Source organism: Amycolatopsis dendrobii (assembly GCF_014145675.1).
GTDB classification, from domain to species: domain Bacteria; phylum Actinomycetota; class Actinomycetes; order Mycobacteriales; family Pseudonocardiaceae; genus Amycolatopsis; species Amycolatopsis dendrobii.
In genome coordinates this window covers 410,103-436,279 of the sequence record NZ_JACGZW010000006.1, presented here as the reverse complement: position 1 = coordinate 436,279, position 26,177 = coordinate 410,103, and the positions used below count along the sequence as shown (strand labels likewise).

Sequence of the window (26,177 nt, the reverse complement as noted above, 5' to 3'; positions counted from 1 at the left end):
CGAGCGCTGTCAACCTCGGACACCCCCGAGGACCCCCGCAGGTCCCGCTGAAGGGAGACCGCTGTGCCCGCATCCCCGGATTGGTTCGAGCCGGCCCGGTTCGGCTTGTTCGTCCACTTCGGCCTCTACAGCCTCGCCGCGCGGCACGAATGGGTCCGCAGCCGCGAGGCGATCCCGGACGCCGAGTACGACCGCTACCTCGAACGATTCGACCCCGACCAGTTCGACGCCCCGGCACTGGCCAAAGCTGCCCGCGCGGCCGGGATGCGCTACGCCGTTCTCACCGCCAAGCACCACGACGGCTTCTGCCTCTTCGGCTCGAAGCTGACCGACTACCACTCGGTCCGCGTCACCGGACGCGACCTGGTCGCCGAGTTCGCCGACGCGATGCGCGCCGAAGGAATCCGCGTCGGGCTGTACTACTCGCTGCTCGACTGGCATCACCCGGACTTCGAGATCGACCGCTACCACCCGCTGCACGCCGACACCGCCGCGCTCGGCAAACCCCGCGACATGGCCCGCTACCGCGAATTCCTGCGCGGCCAGGTCACCGAGCTGCTCACCGAGTACGGCGACATCGACCTGCTGTTCTTCGACTTCACCTACCCGGCGAAGGGCCCGGAGGACTGGGGCGCGGAGGAACTGCTGGCCCTCGTCCGCGAACTGCGCCCCGGAATCCTGGTCAACGACCGCCTCGGCATCCCCGGCGATTACGTGACGCCCGAGCAGTACCAGCCCGACCGTCCGCTGGAACGCGACGGCGTGCCGGTGCGCTGGGAGGCCTGCCACACGCTCAACGGATCCTGGGGCTACGACCGCGACAACCACGAGTACAAAGACCCCGCGCTGCTGGTGCGGATGCTGGTCCAATCCGTGTCGTGCGGCGGAAACCTGCTGCTCAACGTCGGTCCGACCGGCCGCGGCGCGCTCGATCCGCGTGCCCGGGAAACACTCGCCGCCATCGCCGGGTGGATGCACCTCCACGAACGCTCGGTGCACAACGCCGGACCGGCAAAGTGCACGCCGCCGTCGAACGTGCTGTACACACAGGCCGGCGACCGGCTGTACGTGCATCTCCTGTCGTGGCCGCTCAAACACCTCCACCTGCCAGGGCTGGCCGGCCGCGTCCGGTACGCACAGCTGCTGCATGACGGCTCGGAGGTGCGGTTCCACCAGCTCGACGGGGAAAACCACGAGCACAACAACCTCGCGCCGCCGAGCCAGGACGCGGGCACCCTCACGCTGACCCTGCCCATCATCGCGCCGGACGTGCTGCTCCCGGTGCTCGAACTGTTCCTCGAAGCCGATGCTTAACCCACTGGAACCGAAAGAGCCGAACCTGCCGGATGTCACCGCCCGGACGGTCTGGGACGCGACAGAATCCTCGACGCGGCAGGACATTCTGGTCGCCGCGGCGATCGAACTCGACCGCCCGGTGCCGCAGTTGCTGGCCGGAGACTGGGCCCGCCCGCTCCGCGACGGCAACCGCAGTGCGTACGAAACGAAGGTCCGGCAGCTGAAGGAACGCGTCACGGTGCTGGTCCTGGCCGCGGTCCTGACCGGCGAAGTCGCGCCGGCCACCGCGCCGCCGGGGGAGTGCCCGAACCTCGACGCGGCGATCGACGGCCTGGTCGCGCTCGCCGAGGCGACCACCTGGTGCTGGGCCCCGCACGACCGGTTCGCCGCGGCCCGCGGCGACGTCCTCCCGGACCCGGACGAACCGTTCCTCGACCTCGGCGCGGCCGACGTGGTGTCCCTCTTCGCCTGGGCCGACCAGGTGCTCGGCCCGCATCTGGACCTGCGCGCGCCCGGTCTGCGCCGCCGTCTTCGCCGCGAGGCGGACCGGCGCGTGCTCGGCCCGTTCGAGCGGATCCGGGACTGGGCGTGGATCGGCGCGGACGGCACCGCGAACAACTGGAATCCGTGGATCCACGGTGCGGTCCTCGCCGCCGCGGCGTTCCTGTGCGACGACCAGCCGCGCCGGACTCGGCTGGTGCGGCTCGTCTGCGAAGGACTCGACCACTACCTCGCCGCGCTGCCTGACGACGGCGCCATCGACGAGGGCATCGCGTACTGGTGGCAGGGTCCGTGCCGGTTGCTGGAGGCGCTGGACCTGCTGTCGGAGCTCGGCATGCCGGACGTCCGCGAGCCCTTCGCCGAGCTGCTGCGGTATCCGCAGCGGATGCACCTCGGCGAGGATTGGTATGTCAACGTCGGCGACGCCTCCGCGCGTTTGCTGCTGTCTCAACCGTGGCATGTGCCGTATCAATGGGGCCGGTTGCTCGGTCAACCCGAAACGGCCGCGCACGCCGCGGAAGGCGCTCGGTTGTCCGGTCGCGCCGTGCATCCGGTAGCCGGACTGGGCCGCGCGCTCGCCGCGCTGCGGGACCCGCACTGGTGCCGGGCCGCGCTCGAAGGCAGCCAGGAGACGCCGTGGCTGGCGCGTGAATCGTGGTTCTCGCGCGTCCAGATCTTGGTGGCACGTGAGGAAACCGGCCGGGTCGACGGGCTTGCCGTGGCGGCGAAAGCCGGGCACAACGGGGAGCACCACAACCACCTCGACGTCGGGACGTACTGGGTAGCGCTCGACGGCCGTCCGATGGTCGTCGACGCCGGTCGGCCGACCTACACCGCCGCGACGTTCGGGCCGGACCGGTACGCCGCGTGGCCGTTCCGCAGCGCCTGGCACAACGTCCCGGAACCCGGTGCGGAACAGGTACCCGGCGCTGGGTTCGGGGCGCGCGCGGTCATGGTCGATCTCAGCGAACCGAGCCTGCGTGCGGAACTCAGCGGCGCGTACCCGGACGGCGCCGTGCCGAGGTGGCAACGAACCGTCCGGCTGTGCCGTGCCGGACGCGAAGTCGTGGTCGAGGACGAGTGGGACGGAGATCCAGAACCCGTTCTGGTGCACCATCTCCTCGCCGGTTCGGTCGAGTGCGGAGCCGGTTGGGCCAGCGTCGCCGCCGAGGGCCGGACGCTGCGGCTGGCCTGGGACGCCGGGGCGGCGGTCGCGGTGCCGCGCGAGCAGCCGATCGACGATCCGCTCCTGCGGCTGAGCTGGGGAAACGTCCTCACCCGGCTGACCTTGCGGGTCACCGATCCCGCCGCGCGCCGGGTAACGGTGCGCTGGAGCCGGTGAAAATCCGGTCTTGACAGGCCGGGGGCGAGGTTTACGATCAGTTATCGATAGACGATGAAGCGAGATTGATCGTTTTCCTGATCTGAACCGGCAGCGGGGTCGGTGCGCCCGTGTCGCCGAAGTGCGTCCCCGCGCGCCCTTGGTGAGGCGATTTCCGTTGCGGCACAGGCGTTTCGCCTCCGATTCGTTATTGACCGCGCTCGGGGTGCATGGTTTCATCTCGACTATCGATTACTCGCGATTACGCAATGGAGCGTGTGGCTGACATGAGAAAACACTGGCGCCGAGGCACCGCTGCCATCGCGGCGACGATCGTGCTCGGCTCGACCGCGGCGTGCGCGGGCGGTTCGTCGGACGCGTCCGGGGAGACGACCCTGCGGGTGATCGTCAACATCACCCCGAACCTCACCCAGGAGTACTGGAAGGGCCTGTTCGCCCAGTACGAGCAGAAGCATCCGGGCGTGCACGTCAAGCTGGAGCTGACCGGCACGATCTCGGCGGGCGCGAAGCTCAACCAGGACCTCGCCGCGGGCGATCCGCCGGACATCGCCCAGCAGATCATCCCGACCAAGGAGAACGCGCAGCTGTTCGCGGACCTCAGCGACCAGGAGTGGACCAAGGACACCCCGCTCGCGCAGCAGCACGAGATCGAGGGCAAGCGGTACCTGGTCGGCGTCGGCGAGCAGATCCAGTCGCTGGTGTTCTACAACAAGGCCGCGTTCGCGAAGGCCGGGGTGAACCCGGCGGCGATCAAGACTCTCGACCAGTTCACCGAGGCGATGGGCAAGCTCAAGGCGGCGGGCTTCCAGCCGCTGCAGACTGCGGGGCAATGGGTTCCGGGCGCGCAGTTCTCCATGATGGCCGACGCGGGCGTGCTCACCGCCGATCCGGAGTGGACAGTGAAGCGCACGGGCAAGAAGGTCAGCTTCGCCGACAGCGGCTACGTGAAGTACCTGCAGCGCTACCAGAGCTGGATCCAGCAGGGATACCTCCAGAAGAGCGCGCTCGGCCTCACCTACACCGACGGCCAGGCAGCGTTCCTGGCCGGCAAATCGGCGATGTACGTGATGGGCTCGTACTTCGTTCCCTCCGCGGACAAGGCGAAGAAGAGCGACGAGATCGGCGTGTTCAGCATGCCGACCGACGGCGCGTACCCGTCCGGCCAGTTCGGCAACGTCGCGGACCCGTACGTGGTCGCCGCGGCTTCGCCGCATCCGAAGGAAGCGACCGAGCTGGTGCGCTGGCTGGTCACCGACAAGGAGGCCGTGCGCAGCCAGCTCGCCGCGGACGGCAACCTGCGCAAGGGATTCAGCTACGACATGTCGAGCCTGGGCAAGCAGGTGCAGCAGATTCTCGAAGCCGCGCCGTCGGTGCTCGTGAAGGCGGGCGAACGCCAGCCGATCGACGGATACACCACTGAGCTCAACACCCAGGTGCAGTCCCTGTACACCGGCTCGTCGGCGCAGCAAGTCGCGGAGGGTTTGGACAAGTGGTGGAACTCGCAGAGCTGACGAAGCCGGTCGCGGCACCGCCCACGCCGCCCCGGCGCAACACCCGGCCACGCGGGGTGCGGCTTCGTGCGGTCGCGGTCTCGCTGGGGATGAGCGGACCGGCGGTGCTGCTCTACACCGTGCTCACTGTCGTACCAGTCGGCGTAGCGATATATCTCAGTTTCACCGACTGGAATGGCTTCGCCAAGGCCGTGTTCGTCGGGGGGAAGAACTACGCGAAGCTGTTCTCTGACCCGGCATCGGGCCGCGCCTGGTATGTCACCGGCATCATCTCGGTGGCGGGCACCGTGCTGATGGTCGGCGGCGGGCTGGTGTACGCGCTGGCGTTGCGCGGACGGTCCAAATGGAACTCGTTCTTCCGCGCGCTGGCCTACTATCCGCACGTGATCAGCGCGCTGATCCTGGGCTATCTGTGGGCGGCGATCCTCGGCACCAACGGCGCGATCAACAGCACGCTGCAGAAATTCGGGATCGGTCCGATCGGGTTCCTGTTCGACGAGAAGCTCGCGCTGATCGCGTTGATCTGGGTCATCGTGTGGGCCGGGTTCGGCTTCAACGTGGTGCTGTTCGTCGCCGCGCTGCAGACCGTCCCGGCGGAACTGCTCGAAGCGGCGGCGATCGACGGCGCGTCGAAGGGGCAGATCAACCGTCGGATCGTCGTCCCGATGATCGCTCCCGTGGTCACCGTCGCGACCGTGCTGAACCTGGTCGGCCTGATCCGCGCGTACGACCTGGTCGTGAGCCTCACCGGCGGCGGTCCGGCCGGTTCGACCCAGACGTACGGATATCTCATCCTCGCCAAATCGTTCGAGGGCACCAAGATCGGCTACGCGACCGCGCAGGCCGTGTTCCTGATGGTGGTCTCGGCCGCGCTCGCCCTGCTGGTCACGGCGTTGCGCAACCGGCAAGACCAAGCCGCGGCCGGATAAGGGGGCAAGCAGTGGTGGTACAGGCGGAGCCGCGGGCTGTTGCGGCGCGGCGGCCGAAGCGAGGCGCGGAACGCGAGGGCGGCGTCGTCCGGTTCGTGCTGCTCGCCGGGCTCCTCGTGGTGATGGTGGTGCCGGTTTACCTGTTGCTGGTCAACAGTTTCAAACCGCAGGACGACATCGTCAACAACCCGTTCGGGCTTCCGGTCGGGAACTTCACCTTCGATTTCATCAAAGCCGCGGCGACGAGCCCGGACTTCAACGTATTGCAGGGATACGGGTTCACCCTGTTCCTCGTCGTGACGGTGGACATCTTCTGCATCGCGCTCGCCGGACCCGCGGCGTACGTGATCGCGCGCAGCCTGAAGAAACGCACGCAGCTGTTGTTGCTGTACTTCCTGGCCGGCACATTCATTCCGGGTGCGGCACTGGTGATCCCGGTGATCTACGTACTGCGTTCGGTCGGCCTCGCGAACACCGTGACCGGCCTGATCGCGCACGACGTGGCCTCGACGCTTCCGGTGAGCATTTTCCTGTTCGTCGGCTTCATCCGCACGATTCCGGTCGACATCGACAACGCGGCGACGATCGACGGCGCGGGCCGGTACCGGACGTTCTGGATGATCATTTTCCCGCTCATGCGCCCGGCCGTGGTCACCGTGCTGATCCTCAACTCGATCGGCATCTGGAACGACTTCGTCAGCCCGCAGATCCTGCTGAGCCCCGGCTCCGGCCACTACACCGTGACCACCGCGATCTACGCCGGGATCAGCCAGTATTCGACCGACCTGACGAAGGTGTTCCCGAACCTCCTGCTGGCCATCGCGCCGGTGATCATTTTCTTCATCTACATGCAACGGTACATCATCAGCGGCCTCACCGTCGGGGCCGTGAAGGGCTGAGTCTCTCTCATGAGGAGTAAGGACAATGCAGTGCTGAGGAAGGTCGCGGTCCTGGCGGCCGCATTCGTCACGACGCTCGCCGTCGCCCCCGCCGCTTCGGCCGCCGGGCGCACGTTTTACGTGGCCGCCAACGGTCACGACACTGCGAACGGGCAAGCCCCGGCCGCGGCGTTCCAGCATGTCCAACGCTGCGCCGACGTCATGGTGGCCGGCGACACCTGCGTAATCGCCGGCGGCACTTACCGGGAAACGGTGAAACCGGCCAATTCCGGTACCGCCGGAAAGCCCATCACCTATCGCGCCGCGCCCGGCGAGAAGGTGACGCTGAGCGGCGCGGAACCGGTTCGCGGCTGGGCCAAGGTGTCCGCGGCCGACGTCGCCGCCATCGCCAAGACGGATCCGTTCGCGGCGAACTCTCCGTTCAGCCAGGCGGTATCCGCCGGGAATGTCTACCGCACCTCGGTGGATCTCGGCAGTGATGTGTCCACCGTGCAGGTGTTCACCGACGGGACCATGGGCGTCGAGGCACAGTGGCCGTATCCGGGCCTGGACCTGGTGACGCCGAAGCTGGCGTACGCGGGCGCGGGCAGCGCGGACGCCACCATCGTCGATCCGGGAATGACCCGTCCGGCCGGATACTGGAACGGCGCTCGCGCGCTGACCGGGTACTGGTATGTGTCGGCAACGTCCACAGTGACCAGTTCCGCGGCGGGTTCGGTGACGCTGGCCGCGGCTCCGCCGTGCGTACACAAGGTCGTGCCGAAGGACACGCGGTACTCGCTTTTCGGCAAGATCGGCGAACTGGCGAATCCGGGGGAGTGGTTCTACGACACCGCCGCCAAACAGCTTTACGTGTACAGCACGGACAACCCGGCGGCGCACAGCGTCGAGGCGAAGCGGCGCAAACTCGCCTTCGACCTCACGAACAGCAGCTACACCAACCTGACCGGGCTGACCTTGTTCGGCGCCTCGGTGCAGACCGGCGCGTCCAGTACGAATGTGGTGCTGGACAAGATCAATGCCCACTATCTTTCGCACTACACCGACATCACCCAAGGCGCGACGGACTGCGGTTCCACGGTGACCCGGGGCGTCGCCGACACCGGATTGGTCATCAACGGCACGAACAACCAGGTCGTCAACAGCAATCTCGCGTACAGCGCAGGAAATGCGATTGCGTTGCGCGGTCAGCACAACACCGCGAACAACAACGTCATCCACGATGCCGACTACCTCGGCACCTACGCGGCAGGCATCGCGGTGGCGGGCAACAGCCAAACCGTGCAGCACAACACGATCTACCGCGTCGGCCGCAGCGGAATCAACCTGCAATGGGACGTCGCGACAGGCACGACACCCGGACCGGACCGTATCGCGTACAACGACATTTACCAGTACGCCCGGCTCAGCCTGGACACCGCAGCGATCTATACCTGCTGCGCCTCCGACATGCTGCAAACGTCAATCGACCACAACATCCTGCACGACGGCACGCCCACGCCCGGCGTAAACCCGTTCGCCGTAGCCGGGATTTACGCCGACAACGGCCAGAGCAACCTGACCATCGCGAACAACGTCGGATGGAACAACCTCGAGAAAACCGTGATGCTGAACGGCCTCGGCTCCGGTTCGCGCAACAACCTCGTCTACAACAACACCGGCGGCGCGACGTTGTTCTACGTCAAGGGACCGGATCAGTCGACCGGAACGAAGCTCTACAACAACATCGGCGAGATCGTCGGACTGGCCGGGGCGACGGACGGCGGAATGCTGATCTCGAACAACCTCCCGGCGGACACCGATCCGAAGTTCCTCGACGCGGCGAATCACGACTACCGGTTGAGCGCGGACTCCCCAGCGCGCAACGCCGCGATCCCGTTGCCAGGCATCAATGACGGCTCGACCGACCCGGCCCCGAGCCTCGGCGCGTATCAGTACGGCGCTCCCAAGTGGACTGCCGGAGCGACACGGTAAATGCTCGCGGCGCCCGGACCGTGCGAAACGGTCCGGGCGCTGTTTGTTTTCAGTTCTCCTTGATCCACGCCGGACTGATGCCCATATCGGTAAACCGCCAGCCTTCCGCGGTCTTGGCCATCGCAGTGGTCAGCCGCACGCCGCTGCGTCGATGCGGCGGCTCGCCTTCCCGGTAGAAGTAGACGAGTTGGTTGGCAGTCGCCGTAGCACGCTCACCGTCGAGGTCGACGAGGATGTCGCTGTGCACGTGCTGGGCGAGTTCGTCGCGCTGCTGGGTGAGGAACTCGGTCACCTCGGCCAGCCCGTGCAGTTCGCCGCGCGGGGAATGCACGGCGATGCCGGGGTGGTAAACGCGGTCGATCTCGTCATGCCGGCGCTCGTCCAGCATCCGCGCGAGACGAGCGAACAGTTCGGCGACATCGAGACGGTCGGTGATCGGCATGCGGGCTCCTTCAATGTTGGTGGGACCAACACTAGTGGAAAGTTGTTGGTCGCGCCAACACTGCTAGCATGGGCGCATGGACGAGATCCCGCGCCGCCTGACGGAAAAGCCGAGCTGGCTGCTCACCCAGCTGACCGTGCACGCGCGCCGGCTGGTCTCCGAGAGGTTCGCCGAGGCGGGCGCGCGCGGCTACCACTACCGGATCCTGGCCGCACTGGACGAGTTCGGCCCGGCCAGCCAGGCCGACCTGGGCCGCCGCTGCCGGGTGGACCGCAGCGACGTCGTGGCCGCGGTCAACCAGCTGGCCGAGCTGGGCTACGCGGAACGCACCCCGGACCCGGACCACGGACGGCGCAACATCGTGCACCTCACCAAGGCCGGGAGCCGCCAGCTGCGTCGGATGGACAAGCTGCTCGACGGCGTGCAGGACCAGCTGCTGGGTAAGTTGTCAGCGGAGGAACGGGCGACGCTGGTGCGGCTGCTGGGGCGAGTGCTGGCTGATCACGAGGCCGGCTGAGCCCGCGAACGGGAAGCGCCACGGGCGTCGACTGGGCCGCAGGCTCGCGCCGAGATCGTCGTGAGTGTCTATGCCGGTTCTAACCGGCGCGAACACTCACGACAACTCGCCCGCCCCTTCGGCAGCCTCCCGCTCGCCGGCCTCACTTCCTCCGGCCGGCGCTCCCACGGGCAGCCCTCTTCTTCTGCGCCCGAGGATCCGGCACTGGCGACCGTCCCGCCGCGTGTGCCGCGAACGCCTCCGCCGCGGCCTCCCCGTCGCGCTCGCGCAGCAGCGACACCAATCGGCTGTGCTCGTCCGCCATCGCGTGCCAGTCGCCGTCGAACAGCGGGTCCGCGATCGCCCGCAGCGCACGCAGGCTCGGCTCCAGCACCTCCCACATCCGGGTGAGGAACGGGTTCCCCGGGATCTGGCTGACCAGCGTGTGGAACGCGATGTCGGCGTCGCGGAACTTGCCGACGTCGTTGAGCGCCACCGCGCGGTGCATGTCCTCGACCAGTTCGTCCAGCGCGGCGAGATGCTCGTCGGTGATGTGCTCGGCGGCCAGTTGCGCGGCGAGCCGTTCCAGCGGTTCGCGCACCTGCCGGGCGTGTTCGGCGTCCTGTTCGGAGATTTCGACGACGAAATTGCCGCGGCGCGGGATGTGCGTCAGCAGGCCTTCGCGGGCCAGCTGTTTGACCGCCTCGCGGACCGGGGCCTGGCTCACGCCGAGCCTGCGCGCGATTTCCGATTCGACGACGCGTTCGTTCGGTTCGAGTTCGCCGTCCACGATCGCCTGGCGCAGCAGTGCGTACACCCGGTCGGAGATCAGCGGATTGCGGAACTGGTCCTTGTTCGTGGCCAGCGTGGAGGCGAAACCCGCTGGTGCGTCGTCGGTTTGCCGTGTCGTTGCCATGAGATTCCCATCGTGCGCTGCCGGAACCGTCCTGCCATGATAGGCGGGATCGCCTAACAGGTATCGATGGACCGGGGTCAGTTCCCGAGCAGTCCGGCCAGCCAGGCCAGTTTCACCGTTTCGTGCGGGGCCGCGCCGCCCTCGTGGTCGTTGAACGGATAGCTGCGGATGCTCTTGTGCTCCGGCGCGAGCCCGTTCAGCGCACCGTAGTGATTGAACGCGGCGAACACCGTCGAAGGCGGGCAAATGTGGTCCATGAGCGCGGTGGAAAACAGCGCGGGCGCGTTCGCCCGCCGGGCGTGGCTCGCGCCGTCGAGATAAGCGAGCGTGCGGTTCACCGTTTCCGCGTGCTGCCGGCGCAGCTTCACGAACTGCTGCACCTCGACGTACGGAGGTTTGTCGGTGATCGTGGTGGCCCGCGGAAAATGGCACAGGAACGGCACGTCGGGCATCGCCGCGACGAGGTCGGGCACGAGCCCGGCGGCGGCCAGCGCGATCCCGCCGCCCTGGCTGGTGCCGGTGACCACGACGCGCGCCGGATCGACCTCCGGATGCGTTCGCACCGCGTCGATCGCGCGCACGGCGTCGGTGTAGACGCGACGGTAGAAGTGGCGATGCGGGTCGAGGATGCCGCGGGTGAGGAAGCCCGGTGCGGCGATGTCGCCGGTCGACGGGTCGGGGTCGGGCGTCTCCGCGCCCTGGCCGCGGGTGTCCATGATGAAGTGCGCGTACCCGGCGCTGGCCCACAACGTCTTCTCGTGCGGCACGCCGCGGCCGCTGCCGTATCCCAGGTATTCCACGACCGCGGGCAGCGGTCCGGTCCGGGTGACCGGCAGTTGGAGCCAGCCGCGGATCGGAGCGCCGCCGTAGCCGCGGAAGGTGACGTCGAAGGTGTCGATCGTGGCGAGGCCGTTCGGCGTCGGTTCGAAAGTCGCTTCGACGTCGACGGCCCGCTGCTCGGCGAGCGTCTTCGCCCAGAACTCGTCGAAATCGGCCGGTTCGGGGAGCGTCGGCAGGTAGCGCTCGAGCTCGTCGAGGGGCAGGTCGAAGAAGGCCATGCGTCGGATCTCCAGGACTCCCAGGGCGACGTTAACCATCGCCTATCGATCATTGAATCGAACCAGGCGCGCGGGAGCGTTGTCAACCAGCCAGCCGGTAGACCCGGCGAGGCGTGCTGAGCAGGATTTGGTCCCGTTCCGACAGGGAAACGGCCTCGACCGAGGCGGCCAGCGAGTCCGCGCGCGAGCCGCGGGGGAGGCAGATCGGCCAGTCGGAGCCCACGACGCACCGGTCCGCGCCGACCGCGTCGAGCGCCTGTCTGGCCGTCTTGGAGTTGCCATGCGGCTGAGTCAGCAGGCCGGACAGCTTCACGACCACGTTCGGAACCGTCGCCGCGTCCCGCAGTTCTCGCTGCCATTCATCGAGGTCAGACGGGTTGCCGAGATGGTCGGCCACGACGGTCAGACTGGGATGTTCGATTGCCACTTCCGCGGCGGTCCGCAGTGCGTGCCGGTGGAGGTTGAGTTCGAGGACTCGTCCCGCGTCAGCGAGCATCGGGACGAGCGCGCGAGCTTCCGGCGGAGTAGCGGACCAGTCCGCGCCGCCGATCCGCATCCCGTTCGGTGCGTCCGGTTCTGTCAGCAGCATGCGCAATGCCGCGGCCTCGCAGACGTGCAGATTCCCGACGTATCCCGCGATCAGTTCCGGATGCCGCCGGCGCAGCTCCCGCAACGCGAGCGTCTCGCCGGCGTCCCCGCGCGACGCTTCGACCAGCACTGTTCCGGTGATGCCCAGACCGGTGCCCGCGGTTTCGAGGTCCTTGGCCCGGTACGCGCGCAAGTGCGGCGAACCGGCCTTGAGCCAGGGAAACCCGGCGGCCGGGTCCCACAGATGCGCGTGGCAGTCGAACATCTCGCGGCCTCCGGGAGTATTGACACGGGGAATCCCGGTCTCGATGATAGCCATCGGTTATCGATCAGCAATAGAGAGCGGGTGGCGGCGATGCAGGACGTGCCTGGGGTGCGAGCCGGCCGCGAGCTGGCGGCGGTGCCGGAATGGGCGCGGCTGGAGCGAGAGCTGTTCGCCGCGCTGGACCGGGCGTGGCCGGTGTTTTCCGCCCGCTACACCGAAGGCGACGGCCGGTTGGTCTTCCGCGACAAGCTCGGCGAGGGGCACGACGACCGCGACGGCGTCGACGACTTCTACGAGCCATTCTTCAACTGGCCGACGCTGTACCTGCTCGGCGGCAGCACGGAGATTCTCGACGCCGCACATCGCCATTGGCGCGGCGTGACCGCTCAGCTGACCGAAATGGGCATGGTCGTCGACGGCATCGAACGCGGCTACGACTGGTTCCATCAGGGCGAAGGACTGCTGCTCTATTACGCGCTCTGCCTCGCCCGCCCGGACGACGCCGAACTGCACGACCTCGCCGTCCGGTTCGCCGACCTGTACCTGCCCGGCGGCCCGAACTACTCCGCCGAACACCGCGTGATCCGCGCCCCGCACACCGGTGCCGCCGGTCCGCGGTGGGGTTTCAGCGACCACGAGGAGTACTTCCCTTGGAGCGAAGCGCTGCGCCCGTACGGCCTGCCGCTGGACTGGCTGGGCATCACGGAGTTCGACGACCTCAAGGATCCGGCGAAGGCTCGCGCGTACGGCCACGAGATGTGGGAACGGATGGGCCGCGGCGACGTGGTCGTGAACCTGGCCGTGACCAGCCTCGTGACCACCGCGTTCCTGCTGACCGGCGAACAACGTTACGCGGATTGGGTCGCGGAGTACGTCGGCGCCTGGCTCTCTCGGCTGGAAGGGCGTGCGGTACTGCCGGACAACGCAGGACTGCACGGCGAAGTCGGCGAACACCTGGACGGCCGCTGGTACGGCGGCCACTACGGCTGGGCGTGGCCGCACGGCCTGAACTCAGTAGGCGCCGCGACGCTCGTCGCCGCCATGAACGCCGTCCTCCTGACCGGCGACGAGTCCTTTTTAGACCTGGCCCGCAACCCGCAGGACGCGGTGCTGAAGCAAGCAGCACCGCGTACCGGGCCGGAAATGGGCACCCTGAAGAAACGCTGGCAACCCCACCTGCGCGAGCTGAACGGCACCCCGACCCTGATGGTCCCGCAGCGACACGACGGCTCCGGCTGGTTCGACTACAACATCATGCCGACACAGCTCCCCGTTTCGCTGTGGCAGTTCAGCCGGCACGACGCGGACTTCGACCGGATCGAACGCCTGCGCGCGGAGTCTACTTGGGACTGGACGACCGTCCACACGCAACGGCTCAAAGACGAAGCCGGCCACGAAGAACCGTGGTTCGAATATCTGCACGGCCGCAATCCCGAGTTCCCGGAACGAATGCTGCGCAGCGCGTTGGACAGCAGCGCCGCCAAACTGGCCGCGATCGAGCAGGATCCGGCGCCCGTCCCCAGCGCCCTGGACATCCACCACTGGCAGGACCACAACCCCGTCGTCACCGAGGCTTTGCTGCAGTTGACCACTGGGTCGCCACAGATCCTGTACAACGGCGGCCTCGCACAACTGCACCTGCGCTACTTCGACGCGGACCTCCGCCGCGCTGGCCTGCCTCAGGACGTCGCCGCCTTGGTATCCGGCATCGCGACCGGCCACACCGTAGTCGACCTGGTAAATCTCGGTGCTGCTAACCGGAATCTCATCCTGCAGTCCGGCACCTTCGCCGAACACCGCCTGGAATCCGTACAGGTTGACAACGGCCCGGCGACCCCGGTGAATGGCCGATACCTGCGAGTGGAACTGCCTCCGTCGAGCGCGGTGCGACTGACCCTGTCGATGACGTTGCGAGCCGAGAAGCCGACCATGCGCGCGCCCTGGGAGAACGAACGATGAACGTCGACCTGCCCCGCCTCGGCATCGGCACCGCACCATTGGGCGGACTCTTCGAGGAAGTGTCCGAAGAGGAGGCCGCCGCCACCGTCCACGCCGCCGCCGATGCCGGAATCACTTACTTCGACACCGCGCCACGCTATGGTCACGGCCAAGCAGAAGAACGTCTTGGCCGCCTGCTGCCTTCTGACTTCGAGCCAATCCTGTCCACCAAAACCGGTTGGCTGCTGCGCCCCGGGTCCAAAGTGGAACCCGTGTGGACCGAGCGCGGCATCCGAGAGTCGCTGGAATCCAGCCTCACCCGGCTCCGCCGTTCCTCAGTGGACATTCTCTACCTGCACGACCCGGACGATTTCCCCGACGAGGTCCGAACTTCGGCATACCCGGCCGTACGAAAACTCCGCGACGAGGGCCTAGTCCGCGCCATCGGCTTCGGCATGAACCACGCCGGCAAACTGGCCGCGTACGTCGCCGAGTACGAAGTGGACGTGATCCTCATCGCAGGCCGATTCTCGCTGCTGGACCACGATGCACTGCGAACCCTCCTGCCGCTGTGCGCCGAACGCGGCACCGAGGTGGTCATCGGCGGCGTATTCAACACCGGCCTGCTGGCCGACCCGAACGCCGCGTCGATGTTCAACTACCGCCCCGTCGCCGCCGAACCCCTGGCCCGCGCCCGACGCTGCGCGGAACTGTGCACCGGATTCGACGTCCCCCTCACCGCCGCGGCAATCCAGTTCCCTTTCCTGCATCCCGCAGTCCGGTCGGTCGTAGTCGGCTGCCGATCCGCCGCCGAAGTCACCCGCAACGCGGCTTCCTTCCGGCACCCGATACCAGGAGAGTTGTGGGAACAGCTCGCCGCCGAAGGTTTTGTACCGCCGGAACTGCTGCCCGCCTGAGCCGAGTACTGTTCCGGCATGCCGGGCAGACAAGGCGGAAACCGCGTGACGCTGCGTGAAGTCGCCGACCACGCACAGGTGTCCGTAGCGACCGTTTCCCGAGTACTGGCCGGAAACTACCCCGTCGCGGCGGAAACTCGGCACCGCGTCGAACAGTCGATCCAGGCGCTCGACTACGTGGCGAACGTACACGCCCGCGCACTGGCCGGCGTCGCCCCGCGGACAGTCGCGTTCGTGCTGCCGGACATCCGCGCACAAGCCTTTGCTCATGCCGCCCAAGGCGTCGAAGAAGCCGCCGCAGAACACGGCGCGCTCTGTCTCATCTGCACAACTCAAGGCGACCCGGAACGGGAACACGCCGTATTCCAGATGCTCCGCGAGCAACGAGCCAGCGCAGTAATCCTGATCGGCGGCGTAGTCGACGATGCCGAATACCGTGCCAACATCACTGACCTCTCGCGCGGACTCGCCACCGCCGATTCCCGCCTAGTCCTGTGTGGACGCCCACCGGCCGGTGACATCCCCGCCATCGAATACGCCAACGAATCCGGTGCTTACTCCATAACCCAACACCTGATTTCCTCGGGTCACCGAAGAATCCTCTTCCTAGGCGGCCCCTCCTCCGGCCCCGCGACCACCACCGTCGCCGACCGCCTAGCCGGTTACCGCCGCGCCCTCGGCCACCCCGGCTGGGTGCAACCCGCCGACTTCACCCGAGAATCCGGCTACCAGCAACTCTGCGCAAGACTGCCCGAAGACTTCACCGCCGTTTTCGCCGCAACAGACCTGGTCGCGGCCGGCGCCCGTGCCGCCCTGCACGCACACGGCCTGCGCGTACCAGAAGACGTTTCCCTGGTCGGCTACGACGATCTGGAGCTTGCCGAAGAGCTGGGCTTGACCACCGTCCGAGTCCCCTATGAGGATATGGGCCGCGCCGCCGTCCGCCTGGCCCTTTCCGGCCGGGAACATTCGGTACTGGAAACCTCGGTAGTAGTCCGAACTTCCGTCGCCCCGCTCTAAGCAAGCCGCGCCAGTTCGTCCCGATACACCGGATACGCGGCAGGTTTCCCCGCCGCGAACAATTCCAGCTCTCGGACCGCACACGCCCCGAGCCGGGCCAGTTCATTCCCTCGCGACCCAGCCAGATGCGGCGTGAGAAACACATTCGGCAGCGTCCACAGTGGAGACTCAACAGGCAGAACCTCTGGCTCCGTCACGTCCAGCACTGCGTTAATCCGCCCAGCCACGAGCTCCCGGGTAAGCGCCGCAGTATTAACCAGCGCACCCCGTGCCGTGTTGACGAGCGTCGCCCCGTCCCGCAAGAGAGCCAGCTCGGCGGCATCCAGCATATTCCGAGTCTCCGGCAGATCCGGTGCCTGCACAGTGACAATGTCGCTAGTTGCCAACAACTCGGGCAACTCCAGCAACTCGACCCCTAATGCTTGTGCTTCTTCCGGCGAGAGGAACGGATCACTCACCGCGACCTGGAGATCAAACGGCCACAACAGCTCAATAAGCCGCCGCCCAGTACGCGACGCCCCGATGACCCCGACCCGCGCCCCGAAGTTGCCCGGCTCCCCGCCCTCCGCCGGATCCCCGGGTTCTCGATGCTCCCGGTAGCTCTCGCGCGCACCGAACGCGTCCTTGCCGGCAAGCAGAATCGCCGCCAACGCGAACTCAGCCACCGGCAACGCATTCATCTCCGCAGCGGACGTGATGCGCAACCCACGCTCCCAGCACGCGTCGGTGACGTGCGCCTTCACTCCGCCGGCCGCATGAAACGCCGCCCGCAACCTCGGTGCCCGCTCCAACACCTCCGCCGTGATCGGGGGACACCCCCACCCCGTGATCAGCACGTCGACGTCCGCGAGCTCAGCCTCCCCGAAGTCCTCAATCACCACCTCGGGATCGAGGTCCGCGCTGGCGCGCAGCCGATCGAGCACCGGCGCGGGAAACAGACCGGCCACATAGCGAGACGCCATCGCCAACACCGCGCGGGGCCGCTGCTTCATGGATAACCCTCCGGGGATAGTAAGCGCTTTCTATCCTAGCCAGAGACCTATCGATTGCATACCGCAGACCGCCGACGCGAAGACAGTCGATCATCATCCGCCCGGGGCCCGGGGCCCGGGGCCCGACGCCGGACGCCGGACGCCGGACGCCGGACGCCGGACGCCGGACGCCGGACGCCGGACGCCGGACGCCGGACGCCCGAGGCGGGGCGCCCGAGGCTCGGCGTCCGGGGCCCGGCACCCGTCCGGCGGATCTGCCGCGCCGATACCCGCCCAGGCGGTCGCCAACTGACTGAATCCGTCAGCGACATCCGGCGGACTGTATGCAATCGACGACATTCCGCCGACGTGGCGACAGTCGGTTGGATTCGGTCCACTGCCGCCAGCCGCCAGCCGCCAGCCGCCAGCCGCGAGTCGCCAGCTGCGAGCCGTCGGGCCGCCAGTCGTCGTCTGCCAGCCGTCGGCTGCCAACTTGGGTCCGCTCATCGCGACATCTAGCTGAATTGCGGCAGGGAACCGCTGCAGCGCAAGCAGATCGAGGCCGCGCGGTGCTGCACTGCGGAGCGTCGTCGGAATTTCGTCCGCTAGTCGACTTTCCAAAGGTATGCCGGTCGATTGCATACAGTCCACGTGGATGTAGGCAGCAGTGTCCCGGTCGATCGAATCCTGCCCACTTGTCGACCTGCCGTAGGTATCCCGGGCGATTGCATACCGTCGACTTGTCTTCGGGGAATCCGCGAAACGCTCGGCTGTCCTCGCGCTGGCGTGGTCGCCCCCTCTGCGGCTTCCGTCTCTGCGGCGGCTTTCGCGGCTAAGGGCGATGAGCGCCGCTAAGTCCGGGCTGCCTCGGTCGCGAAGTCCTGGCCCGCACCCCGCCCCAAGTCGTCCGCCCTAGAACGACCCGTCAACTGTGACCCTCATCAACAACAAGCGCCAACAACATACCGCGTATGCAACTATTGCAACTGCCGACAAGAGGCATCAACACGCAGATCAAGGAGACGCGGGCTCATGCCACTAGCACTGGTAGCGCTGGCCATCGGAGCGTTCGGGATCGGCACCACCGAATTCGTGATCATGGGCCTTCTCCCCGAGATCGCCGCCGACTTCGGAGTGTCGATCCCGTCCGCCGGGCTTCTGGTGACCGGCTACGCGCTCGGGGTCGTCGCCGGGGCGCCGGTAATGACCATTCTCGGCACGAAGATCAACCGGAAGACCATGCTCATGCTGCTCATGGGCCTGTTCATCGCCGGGAACCTGCTGTCGGCGGTCGCGCCCGCGTTCGGGGTCATGCTTGCCGGGCGGATTGTCGCGTCGCTTGCGCACGGGGCGTTCTTCGGGATCGGCTCGGTCGTCGCGGCGGAGCTCGTCGCGCCGGACAAGCGGGCCGGGGCGATCGCGATCATGTTCACCGGGCTCACGGTCGCCAACATCGTCGGCGTGCCGCTCGGCACGTTCGTCGGGCAGGCGGTCGGGTGGCGGGTCACCTTCGGGATCGTCGCGGCGCTCGGCGTCGTCGGGCTCGCCGGGGTTGCGAAGCTGGTGCCGGACCTGCCCCGGCCCGAAGGGGCGCACTTGCGCAAGGAACTGGCCGCGTTCCGGAACGTCCAGGTGGTGCTCGCGATGGCCATGACGGTCCTCGGCTTCGGCGGGGTCTTCGCCGCGATCACCTACATCGCCCCGATGATGACCGAGATCGCCGGGTACTCCGCGGGTGCGGTGACGTGGCTGCTGGTGCTGTTCGGCATCGGCATGTTCCTCGGCAACCTGACCGGCGGCCGGTTCGCCGACCGCAAGCTCATGCCGATGCTCTACGTCAGCCTCGGCGGGCTCGCGATCGTCCTGGCGCTGTTCACGGTGACCGCGCACAGCAAAATCCTCGCCGCGGCAACGATTCTGCTGATCGGCGCGCTCGGCTTCGCCACCGTACCGCCGCTGCAGAAGCGCGTTCTCGACCAGGCGCACGGCGCTCCGACGCTCGCGTCCGTCGTCAACATCGGCGCGTTCAACCTCGGCAACGCGCTGTCCGCGTGGCTCGGCGGCGTCGTGATTTCCGCCGGATTCGGTTACACCGCACCGAACTGGGTCGGGGCCGCGCTCGCCGGTTCCGCGCTCGGCCTCGCCTTCCTTTCGGCCGCTCTCGAACGCCGTCCGCGCGTCGCCGTGGCCGAACCCCTTGTCCAGCACTGAGAAAGGCACTGCCCATGAAGATCCGCCTCAACAACGGCGTCGAAATCCCGCAACTCGGCTTCGGCGTCTTCCAGGTCCCGGACGACGAGACCGCCGCCGCGGTGACCAGCGCTCTCCAGGCCGGTTACCGCAGCATCGACACCGCCGCGATCTACGGCAACGAAGCAGGCGTCGGCCGGGCCATCGCCGAGTCCGGGATCTCGCGCGACGAACTCTTCGTCACCACCAAGCTGTGGAACGAAGACCAGGGCTACGACTCCACCCTGCGCGCCTTCGACGCCAGCCTCGCGAAACTCGGCCTCGACTACGTCGACCTCTACCTGATCCACTGGCCGACGCCCGCCCGCGACCGTTACCTCGACACCTGGCGCGCCCTGGAACACCTGGCCAAGGACGGCCGCATCCGCGCCGCGGGCGTGTCCAACTTCCAGCCCGCCCACCTGCGCCGCCTGCTCGACAACAGCGGCCTCGTGCCCGCGGTCAACCAGATCGAGCTGCACCCCGGCCTGCAGCAGGCCGAACTCCGCGCCTTCCACGCGGAGCACGGCATCGCGACCGAAGCGTGGAGCCCGCTCGCCCAGGGTGCGGTCCTGACCGACCCGGCGATCACCGAAATCGCTGCGCGCACCGGGAAATCCGCCGCGCAGGTGGTGCTGCGCTGGCACCTGCAGCTGGGCAACATCGTGATCCCGAAGTCCGTGACGCCCGCCCGGATCCGGCAGAACCTCGACGTCTTCGACTTCGAGCTGACCGACGGCGACCTCGCCGCGATCGCTGCCGCTGACCGCGGCTTGCGCACCGGGCCGGACCCGGATCAGTTCAACTGACGGATCGCCGCGGGCTTCTTCCAGCCGAGGTCCGTGAAGGGCTCCTTGAGGGAATCTGATTCCCTCAAGGAGCCCTTCACGGACGGCTGCGGGCGTCGGGTGGCCCGCTCGGCGCCCGAAACAGCTCCGGCACGGCCTGTCCGCCTAGTTCCGCACAAGCCGGGTGGCCGTGACCCCGTTCGGGAAAGCGGTCCGCTCCGCCACCGAAAACACCGTCGGATCGAACCCGCCCTCCACCATCGGGATCCCGGCGCCGGCCACTACCGGGTAGCTCTTCAGCACGATCTCGTCGATCTCCGGCAGCAGTGCCCCGGCCAGCGTGCCGCCGCCGCACAGCCAGATGTCTTTTCCGGTTTCCTCCTTCTTCAGGTCTCTGACCAGGCTGACTGGGTCCCCGGGCACGACGGTCACCGCCGGGTCGATGTCCGGTTTCAGGGTGCTCGAGACGACGTACTGGCGAAGGTGCGCATAGGGACTGGGGACGCTCGGATCGAGCTGATGGGTCGCGCGGCCCATCAGGACGGTGTCGAACCGGCGGTTCGGGGCGTCCTCGACCCCGGCGGCGGCGCGGAAGGCGGTCGGGATGGTTTCGGGGTACAGCGTGTTCATGAATCCCATGTAGGCGGCGGTCTGCTGAGCGTCGCCCTGCGGGAAGAAGTCGAACTCGCCCGCGGGGCCGGCGATGCGGCCGTCGAGGGTGACAGCGATGTAGTACACGAGCTTGCGCATCTGGTAACTCCGTCTGTAGTACTATGGTTGAAGTGGTTTGAACCGTACAACTACAACTGGAGTGGTGTCAAATGGTGCGGAGGAACGACCAGCGGCGGGCTGCGCTCGTCGACGCGGCGATCGAGGTTCTGGCGCGCGAGGGGGCGCGCGGGCTGACGTTCCGGGCGGTCGACGGGGAGGCCGGCGTTCCCGCGGGCACCGCGTCGAACTACTTCGCCAACCGCGACGAGCTCTTCACGCAGGCTGGGGCCCGGGTGTACGAGCGGTTGCAGCCGGAAGACGATTCGCTCCCGCCCGGGCTCGGGGACCGCGAGTCGTATGCCCAGTTGATGCGCGAGCTGGTCAGCCGGATCGCGGCGTTTCGCACCGGGTATCTCGCGTTGCTGGAGCTTCGGCTCGAGGCCACTCGACGGCCGGAGTTGCGGAAGGTGCTGACGGAGCGGGTCCGGGCCGACGTCGAGGGGAACGTCGCGTACCACGTGGCGTCCGGGCTGCCCGGCGACGCCACGGCGGTCAAGCTGCTGATTCTCGCGTTGAACTGGCTGATCGTCGAACAGCTGACCTTGCCGGACGTTTTCTCCGAAGCGGAACGGGAACACTTGATCAGCGAGGCGGTCGAACGGATCATCGGCCCCGAATAGGGACTATCCGGGAGAAAAAGAACCGTTTCCCGGCCCGCTCTCGACCGTCAATTTAGGTTTGCCTATCGTAATCTGCGTGCAGTGGGCAGACGCGGTTCCGAACCTGATGATCGGCTTGCGCGAAGGGCTGGAAGCAGGCCTCGTGGTGAGCATCCTGCTGGCCGTGCTGCGCAAGATCCGGCGGCCGGAAGACGGCACGACGGGCACGGTTTCCACTGCTCCGGTATGGCTGGGCGTGCTGGGCGCGGTGACCGTGGCGGGCAGTTTCGCCACAATTCTCACCTTTTCCACCGATGTCCTTTCTTCCCGGGCGCAGCAGATCGTCGGCGGCTCGTTGAGCGTGCTCGCGGTATTCCTCGTCACCGGCATGGTGTTTTGGATGCGGCGGACCGCGATGGGGCTTTCCGCGCAATTGCGCGGCGAGGTCGAACGCGCGGTGGCGATCGGCGCGGGCGCGCTTACGCTCACCGCGTTCCTGGCCGTCGGCCGCGAGGGCCTGGAGACCACGCTGTTCCTCTGGACGGCGGTGAAAGCGTCCGGCACGACGGTCGCGCCGCTGACCGGAGCGGCGCTCGGGCTCGGCCTCGCGATCCTGCTGTGCTGGCTGCTCTACCGCCGCGCGGTAAAGCTCAACCTCGGCGTTTTCTTCAGCCGCACGGCATTCGTGCTGATCGTCATCGCGGCGGGCGTGCTGTCCTACGGTCTCGGTGATCTCCAGGACGGGGGAGTGCTGCCCGGTCAGAGCTGGGTCGCCTTCGACCTCGCCGGCACGCTCGACCCGAACTCGTGGTGGGTTTCGCTGATCAGCGGTGTCACCGAGCTGACGCCCCGGATGACCGTGCTGCAGGTGACGGCCTGGCTCGTCTACCTCGCCGTCGTGATCCCGCTGTTCGTCAAAGCCGGTCGACAGCCGGTCGAGCGAAAGCAGGTAAGCGAACCGGAGCCAGCGGGGAAGTGGGAACGGCTGGCGGGCAAGCACACCGCGATCGTCGCGGGCGCGCTGGTGCTGGTGCCGGTCGCGGTGGCTGCGCTGGTGATCGCCGCGCTTCCCCAGTCCGCAACGGGTTCTGCGATCTCGGTGACCGATCACGACTGCGCGCCGGAATGGAAGTCCGCACCGGCCGGGACGCAGAGCATCACGGTGACCAACAAAACCGCGAAGGCGGGCGAGATCCGGCTCGATGACAGCAGCGGCGGGATCGTCGCGGAGATCGAGACGATCGGCCCGGCCACGAGCGCCACGATGTCCGCGACGCTGGCCGACGGTTCCTACACCTTCCACTGCCTGATGTCCGGGCAGTCGACCACCGCGTCGGCTCCGGTGCAGGTCAGCGGCGGCGCGGCGAACGACGCCCCGGCTCCGGTCAAACCGGTCACCACCGAAGATCTCACCGGACCGAATCAGAAATATCTCGCCTACGCGGCCCAGCAGCTCGGCACGGTGTCGGCCGCGGTGGGCACGGTCCGCGCGGATTTGGCCGCAAACAACACTGAAGCGGCGAAGAAGGACTGGCTGACGGCGCAACTCGCGTGGGAACGCGTCGGCGCGTCCTACAACAGCTTCGGCGACACGGGTACCGCCGTCGACGGGCTGCCCAACGGATTGCCCGCGAACACAGCTGATCCCGGATTCACCGGGTTGCACCGCTTGGAGTACGGCCTGTGGCACGGCCAGGCTCCGGCGTCACTGGTCCCGGTCGCCGACCAGCTGGCCCAGGATCTCGCGAGCCTGCGCGGAAAACTCGCCACCGACGACGTCGCGGGCGATCCCACGAAGCTGCCGATCCGCGCACACGAAATCCTGGAAGACGCGATCCGCGACCATCTGTCCGGAATGGACAACCAAGGCAGCGGGACTGCTTACGCCGCAACGGATGCTGACCTCGACGTCACTCGCATCGTCCTGGCCGAGCTGACTCCGCTGCTCAACGAGCGCGCCCCCAATCTGGTCAAGACAGCGGCGAAGCAGCTCACCACGTTGCACGAAGCGCTGGTCAACCACGCACCCACCACCCTCGCCCAGCGGCAGGCGGTGAACGGCGCGGCCGGCGCTGTCGTCGAGACGCTGTCCGCGGTGCCCACTCTGCTCGAAGTTCCCCCGAGCCACTGATCGGCTGGTGAATCCCGAAGTGACGAACGTCAATCGCCGCAACTTCCTGAAAGGCGCGGCCGCCGGCGCGGCAGGCACCGCGCTCACCGGAGGCGTGCTGATCGGCGGTGCCCAGGCCGACGAACGCTCCGCCGGCGCGGCTCCGACCCCGGCGACGGAGTACCCGTTCCACGGCGCCAACCAGTCCGGCGTGCTCACCCCGGCTCCGGCCGAAAAACAGGCTTCCGCCGCCTTCGTGGCCTTCGACCTGCTCAGCGGCTCGAAGACGGACCTGATCGCGCTCCTGCACACGCTCACCGACCGAGCCCGGTTCCTCACCGCCGGCGGAACGCCTCCGAATCTGGGTGTCGGAAGGCCGCCGTCGGACAGCGAGGTGCTCGGCCCGTCCGTCCCTGCCGACGGCCTCACCGTCACGGTTTCGTTCGGCGCGAGCCTCTTCGACCGCGTCGGCCTCGCGGCGCGGAAACCGAAAAAGCTGACCCCGATGAAGATCTTCCCCGACGACGCGCCGGAAGCCGCTTGGATGCACGGGGACCTGCTGATCCAGCTGTGTGCCAACAATCCGGACACCGTGCACCACGCGCTCCGCGACCTCACCCGGCACACCCGCGGCGCGATGCAGCTGCGGTGGAAGATGCACGGCTACAACCCGCCGCCGCGGCCGTCCGGCGCGGGCCGGAACCTGCTGGGGTTCAAGGACGGCACGGCGAATCCGGTCGGTGGCGAGGCGGGCGGGCTGGTGTGGGTCGACGATCCGGCCGAGCCCGCGTGGGCGCGCGGCGGCAGCTACCAGGTGGTGCGGCTGATCCGGATGCTGGTCGAGTTCTGGGACCGGGTGTCGATCAACGAACAGGAGAAGATGTTCGGCCGCCGCCGCGATTCGGGTGCCCCGCTGGACGGCAACGCCGAGACCGACAACCCGAACTACGCCGCCGACCCGAAGGGCGCGGTGATCCCGCTGACCGCGCACATCCGCAAGGCCAACCCGCGCACGCCCGCCACCGACAACCAGCGCCTGGTCCGCCGCTCCTACAACTACGACCTAGGTGTGGACGCGAACGGGGAACTCCAGGCCGGGCACGTGTTCGTCTGCTATCAGGAGGACGTGCGGCGGCAGTTCGAGACGGTGCAGCAGCGGCTGGCCGGGGAACCGCTCGTGGACTACGTCCAGCCGTTCGGCGGCGGCTACTTCTTCGTGCTGCCGGGCGTCCGCGACCAGGCCGACTGGTATGCCAGCGGTCTATTTGGTTAGGCTAACCTTGCTTCTAGCGGTCGAGGTGCGGTGCAATGAGGTATGGACCTGTACTCGATCGGCGAGGTGTCGGCGTGCTTCGACGTGCCGCCCTCGACGCTGCACTACTGGGAGAGCTGCGGCCTGATCGAACCGCACCGCCGCTCCGGCTGGCGGTTCTACGATCGGGACCAGCTCTACCGGATCGCACTGATCCGCACCTGGCGGGAGACCGGTCACCTGAGCCTCGACGACATCGCCGTGCTGCTCGGAGTCCGCGGCCGGTCCGGTGACTGGCGGAGCACGGTCGCGTCCCGGATCGAGGCGATTCAGGAGCAGGCAGCCCGGCTGCTCGACGCGCAGGCTTATCTGCAGCATCTCATGACCTGTCGGCACGAGGGCGCGCTGGACGAGTGCCCTGGGTTCCGGGCCGGAGTCGAGCTGCCGGTCGCCAAGGCGGTCAGGTAGCCGGCCGGGCCGGAGCACGTATGTCCTTGCCCGGCGCGTCTCGGCGGCCGGTGCGCCGCACAGCACGCTGCTGAGGAAGCCCCAATGTGGCATTGGGTGCGTTATGCGCACCGAACGCCACATTGGGTGCGTCGCATGCACCCAATGCCACATTGGGGCGGTGCGGAGCGGGGCCGGGGCGCGGGGGTGTCTGGCTGGGGGACGGGGGGAGGTGCCATCGTGGTGCCGGATTTTCGGGGTGGTGCCAGTGCTTGAGCTGCTGTTTTGCTGACTTGGGTGCCATAGTGGTGCCAATCTGAGCCAAGGTGGCTTGTGTTGGTGCCAAGTGTGTGCCATAGTGGTGCCATGGACTTGACCACGTACGTAAGCAACCTCGGGCGGGAATTCGCGACGCTGGCCGAGGCCGGCGGCGAAGAGGGACGCGCGCTGGTCGAGCGGCTCACCGGATCGCTCGAATCGGCGATCCGGATGACCCTCCTGGACACCCTGTCCGGCGCCGTCGACGAGATCACCCGGGACCTCGCGCCCGGCTCGGTCGAACTGCGTCTGCGCGGCCGCGACCCGAACTTCGTCGTGACCGCGCCGCCCGCCGAACCCGCACCGGCCGCGGCTCCCGCGGCCGAACCGGCTCCGGAAGCCGAACCGCTGTTCTCCGAGGACGGGCCGTCCGCGCGGATCAACGTGCGGCTGCCCGAACAGCTCAAGGCCGCGGTCGAGGAGGCCGCCGCCAAGGAGGGCCGGTCGGTCAACGCCTGGCTCGTCCGGGCGGCCACCGCGGCGCTGCAGCAGCGGCCCGAACGCGAACAGCGGTTCGAATCGCCCGGCGGCACGTTTTCCAAGCAGAGCTTCACCGGCTGGGTCCGGTAGCTCCCTTCTTCGCTGACTCCTTCACCCGTC

At 67.8% G+C, this 26,177-nt stretch carries 23 protein-coding genes; 17 read left to right on the top strand and 6 right to left on the bottom strand.

The genetic code is table 11. The annotated features are described in order from the left end of the window. The first annotated feature begins 63 nt into the window (after positions 1 to 63). The 6 genes from H4281_RS20060 (at position 64) to H4281_RS20035 (ending at position 8,452) form a co-directional block, all read left to right on the top strand. Positions 64 to 1,314 (top strand): alpha-L-fucosidase, encoded by a 1,251-nt coding sequence (locus H4281_RS20060; RefSeq protein ID WP_182892460.1) that lies wholly within the window; start codon positions 64 to 66, stop codon positions 1,312 to 1,314. After that, positions 1,307 to 3,139 carry a heparinase II/III domain-containing protein gene (locus H4281_RS20055; protein WP_182892459.1) on the top strand — a complete coding sequence of 611 codons (1,833 nt, stop codon included), beginning with the start codon at positions 1,307 to 1,309 and terminating at the stop codon, positions 3,137 to 3,139. The genes H4281_RS20060 and H4281_RS20055 overlap by 8 nt, the downstream gene beginning before the upstream one ends. Before the next feature lie 266 nt (positions 3,140 to 3,405). Continuing rightward, complete coding sequence (locus H4281_RS20050; protein WP_182892458.1) at positions 3,406 to 4,650, top strand: ABC transporter substrate-binding protein; 1,245 nt, start codon at positions 3,406 to 3,408, stop codon at positions 4,648 to 4,650. Beyond that, positions 4,629 to 5,579 (top strand): carbohydrate ABC transporter permease, encoded by a 951-nt coding sequence (locus H4281_RS20045; RefSeq protein ID WP_220507472.1) that lies wholly within the window; start codon positions 4,629 to 4,631, stop codon positions 5,577 to 5,579. The genes H4281_RS20050 and H4281_RS20045 overlap by 22 nt, the downstream gene beginning before the upstream one ends. Before the next feature lie 11 nt (positions 5,580 to 5,590). Further along, the gene (locus tag H4281_RS20040) at positions 5,591 to 6,478 is read left to right on the top strand and encodes a carbohydrate ABC transporter permease (RefSeq protein WP_220507471.1); all 888 of its coding nucleotides are present in this window, start codon (positions 5,591 to 5,593) and stop codon (positions 6,476 to 6,478) included. 30 nt (positions 6,479 to 6,508) lie between these two features. Continuing rightward, positions 6,509 to 8,452 carry a right-handed parallel beta-helix repeat-containing protein gene (locus H4281_RS20035; RefSeq protein WP_220507470.1) on the top strand — a complete coding sequence of 648 codons (1,944 nt, stop codon included), beginning with the start codon at positions 6,509 to 6,511 and terminating at the stop codon, positions 8,450 to 8,452. A 49-nt stretch (positions 8,453 to 8,501) separates the two neighbouring features. Here the strand turns inward: H4281_RS20035 and H4281_RS20030 are convergent, their stop codons facing one another. Next, positions 8,502 to 8,894 carry a nuclear transport factor 2 family protein gene (locus H4281_RS20030; RefSeq protein WP_182892456.1) on the bottom strand — a complete coding sequence of 131 codons (393 nt, stop codon included), beginning with the start codon at positions 8,892 to 8,894 and terminating at the stop codon, positions 8,502 to 8,504. Between the two features lie 76 nt (positions 8,895 to 8,970). Here H4281_RS20030 and H4281_RS20025 point away from each other — a divergent pair, with 76 nt between their 5' ends. Continuing rightward, on the top strand, positions 8,971 to 9,411 hold the full coding sequence (locus H4281_RS20025) for a MarR family winged helix-turn-helix transcriptional regulator (protein ID WP_182892455.1): 441 nt from the start codon (positions 8,971 to 8,973) through the stop codon (positions 9,409 to 9,411). A gap of 142 nt (positions 9,412 to 9,553) precedes the next feature. On the opposite strand, the gene H4281_RS20020 is transcribed toward H4281_RS20025, so the two are convergent. The 3 genes from H4281_RS20020 to H4281_RS20010 all read right to left on the bottom strand — a co-directional run bounded on the left by H4281_RS20020 (position 9,554) and on the right by H4281_RS20010 (position 12,271). Further along, entirely contained in the window at positions 9,554 to 10,306 is a 753-nt protein-coding gene (locus tag H4281_RS20020) for a GntR family transcriptional regulator (protein ID WP_182892454.1), read from the bottom strand. Between the two features lie 77 nt (positions 10,307 to 10,383). Next, positions 10,384 to 11,403 (bottom strand): acetylxylan esterase, encoded by a 1,020-nt coding sequence (locus tag H4281_RS20015; protein ID WP_246412068.1) that lies wholly within the window; start codon positions 11,401 to 11,403, stop codon positions 10,384 to 10,386. Positions 11,404 to 11,446: 43 nt separating this feature from the next. Next, on the bottom strand, positions 11,447 to 12,271 hold the full coding sequence (locus H4281_RS20010; protein ID WP_182892453.1) for an amidohydrolase family protein: 825 nt from the start codon (positions 12,269 to 12,271) through the stop codon (positions 11,447 to 11,449). Positions 12,272 to 12,307: 36 nt separating this feature from the next. On the opposite strand from H4281_RS20010, the gene H4281_RS20005 reads away from it, so the two are divergent. The 3 genes from H4281_RS20005 to H4281_RS19995 are packed head-to-tail and all read left to right on the top strand — an operon-like array spanning position 12,308 to position 16,092. Then, positions 12,308 to 14,176 (top strand): DUF8034 domain-containing protein, encoded by a 1,869-nt coding sequence (locus H4281_RS20005; RefSeq protein ID WP_182892452.1) that lies wholly within the window; start codon positions 12,308 to 12,310, stop codon positions 14,174 to 14,176. Then, positions 14,173 to 15,072 carry an aldo/keto reductase gene (locus H4281_RS20000; RefSeq protein ID WP_182892451.1) on the top strand — a complete coding sequence of 300 codons (900 nt, stop codon included), beginning with the start codon at positions 14,173 to 14,175 and terminating at the stop codon, positions 15,070 to 15,072. Before H4281_RS20005 ends, H4281_RS20000 begins: the two co-directional genes overlap by 4 nt. Before the next feature lie 45 nt (positions 15,073 to 15,117). Then, complete coding sequence (locus H4281_RS19995) at positions 15,118 to 16,092, top strand: LacI family DNA-binding transcriptional regulator (protein ID WP_312872144.1); 975 nt, start codon at positions 15,118 to 15,120, stop codon at positions 16,090 to 16,092. Here H4281_RS19995 and H4281_RS19990 read toward each other — a convergent pair. After that, positions 16,089 to 17,084 (bottom strand): hydroxyacid dehydrogenase, encoded by a 996-nt coding sequence (locus H4281_RS19990; protein ID WP_182892449.1) that lies wholly within the window; start codon positions 17,082 to 17,084, stop codon positions 16,089 to 16,091. The two genes, H4281_RS19995 and H4281_RS19990, sit on opposite strands and share 4 nt — an antisense overlap. Before the next feature lie 1,011 nt (positions 17,085 to 18,095). On the opposite strand from H4281_RS19990, the gene H4281_RS19985 reads away from it, so the two are divergent. Together H4281_RS19985 and H4281_RS19980 are read left to right on the top strand one after the other, a co-directional pair. Further along, positions 18,096 to 19,274 (top strand): MFS transporter, encoded by a 1,179-nt coding sequence (locus tag H4281_RS19985; protein ID WP_182892448.1) that lies wholly within the window; start codon positions 18,096 to 18,098, stop codon positions 19,272 to 19,274. Between the two features lie 14 nt (positions 19,275 to 19,288). Next, positions 19,289 to 20,101 (top strand): aldo/keto reductase, encoded by an 813-nt coding sequence (locus tag H4281_RS19980; protein WP_182892447.1) that lies wholly within the window; start codon positions 19,289 to 19,291, stop codon positions 20,099 to 20,101. A 144-nt stretch (positions 20,102 to 20,245) separates the two neighbouring features. Here H4281_RS19980 and H4281_RS19975 read toward each other — a convergent pair whose 3' ends face one another. Continuing rightward, a complete protein-coding gene (locus H4281_RS19975; protein ID WP_182892446.1) occupies positions 20,246 to 20,830 on the bottom strand; it encodes a dihydrofolate reductase family protein in 585 nt (194 codons plus the stop codon). A 71-nt stretch (positions 20,831 to 20,901) separates the two neighbouring features. Here H4281_RS19975 and H4281_RS19970 point away from each other — a divergent pair, with 71 nt between their 5' ends. From H4281_RS19970 to H4281_RS19950, 5 genes are all read left to right on the top strand, one after another. After that, positions 20,902 to 21,471 carry a TetR/AcrR family transcriptional regulator gene (locus tag H4281_RS19970; protein ID WP_182892445.1) on the top strand — a complete coding sequence of 190 codons (570 nt, stop codon included), beginning with the start codon at positions 20,902 to 20,904 and terminating at the stop codon, positions 21,469 to 21,471. Between the two features lie 76 nt (positions 21,472 to 21,547). Continuing rightward, positions 21,548 to 23,581, top strand: coding sequence for an iron uptake transporter permease EfeU (gene efeU / locus H4281_RS19965; RefSeq protein WP_182892444.1), 2,034 nt, complete (start codon positions 21,548 to 21,550; stop codon positions 23,579 to 23,581). 19 nt (positions 23,582 to 23,600) lie between these two features. Continuing rightward, positions 23,601 to 24,833, top strand: coding sequence for an iron uptake transporter deferrochelatase/peroxidase subunit (efeB, locus tag H4281_RS19960; RefSeq protein WP_182892443.1), 1,233 nt, complete (start codon positions 23,601 to 23,603; stop codon positions 24,831 to 24,833). Positions 24,834 to 24,875: 42 nt separating this feature from the next. After that, positions 24,876 to 25,280: a MerR family transcriptional regulator gene (locus tag H4281_RS19955; RefSeq protein ID WP_182892442.1), complete on the top strand. Its 405-nt coding sequence runs from the start codon at positions 24,876 to 24,878 to the stop codon at positions 25,278 to 25,280. A 345-nt stretch (positions 25,281 to 25,625) separates the two neighbouring features. After that, on the top strand, positions 25,626 to 26,147 hold the full coding sequence (locus tag H4281_RS19950) for a YlcI/YnfO family protein (protein ID WP_182892441.1): 522 nt from the start codon (positions 25,626 to 25,628) through the stop codon (positions 26,145 to 26,147). Positions 26,148 to 26,177: the final 30 nt, after the last annotated feature.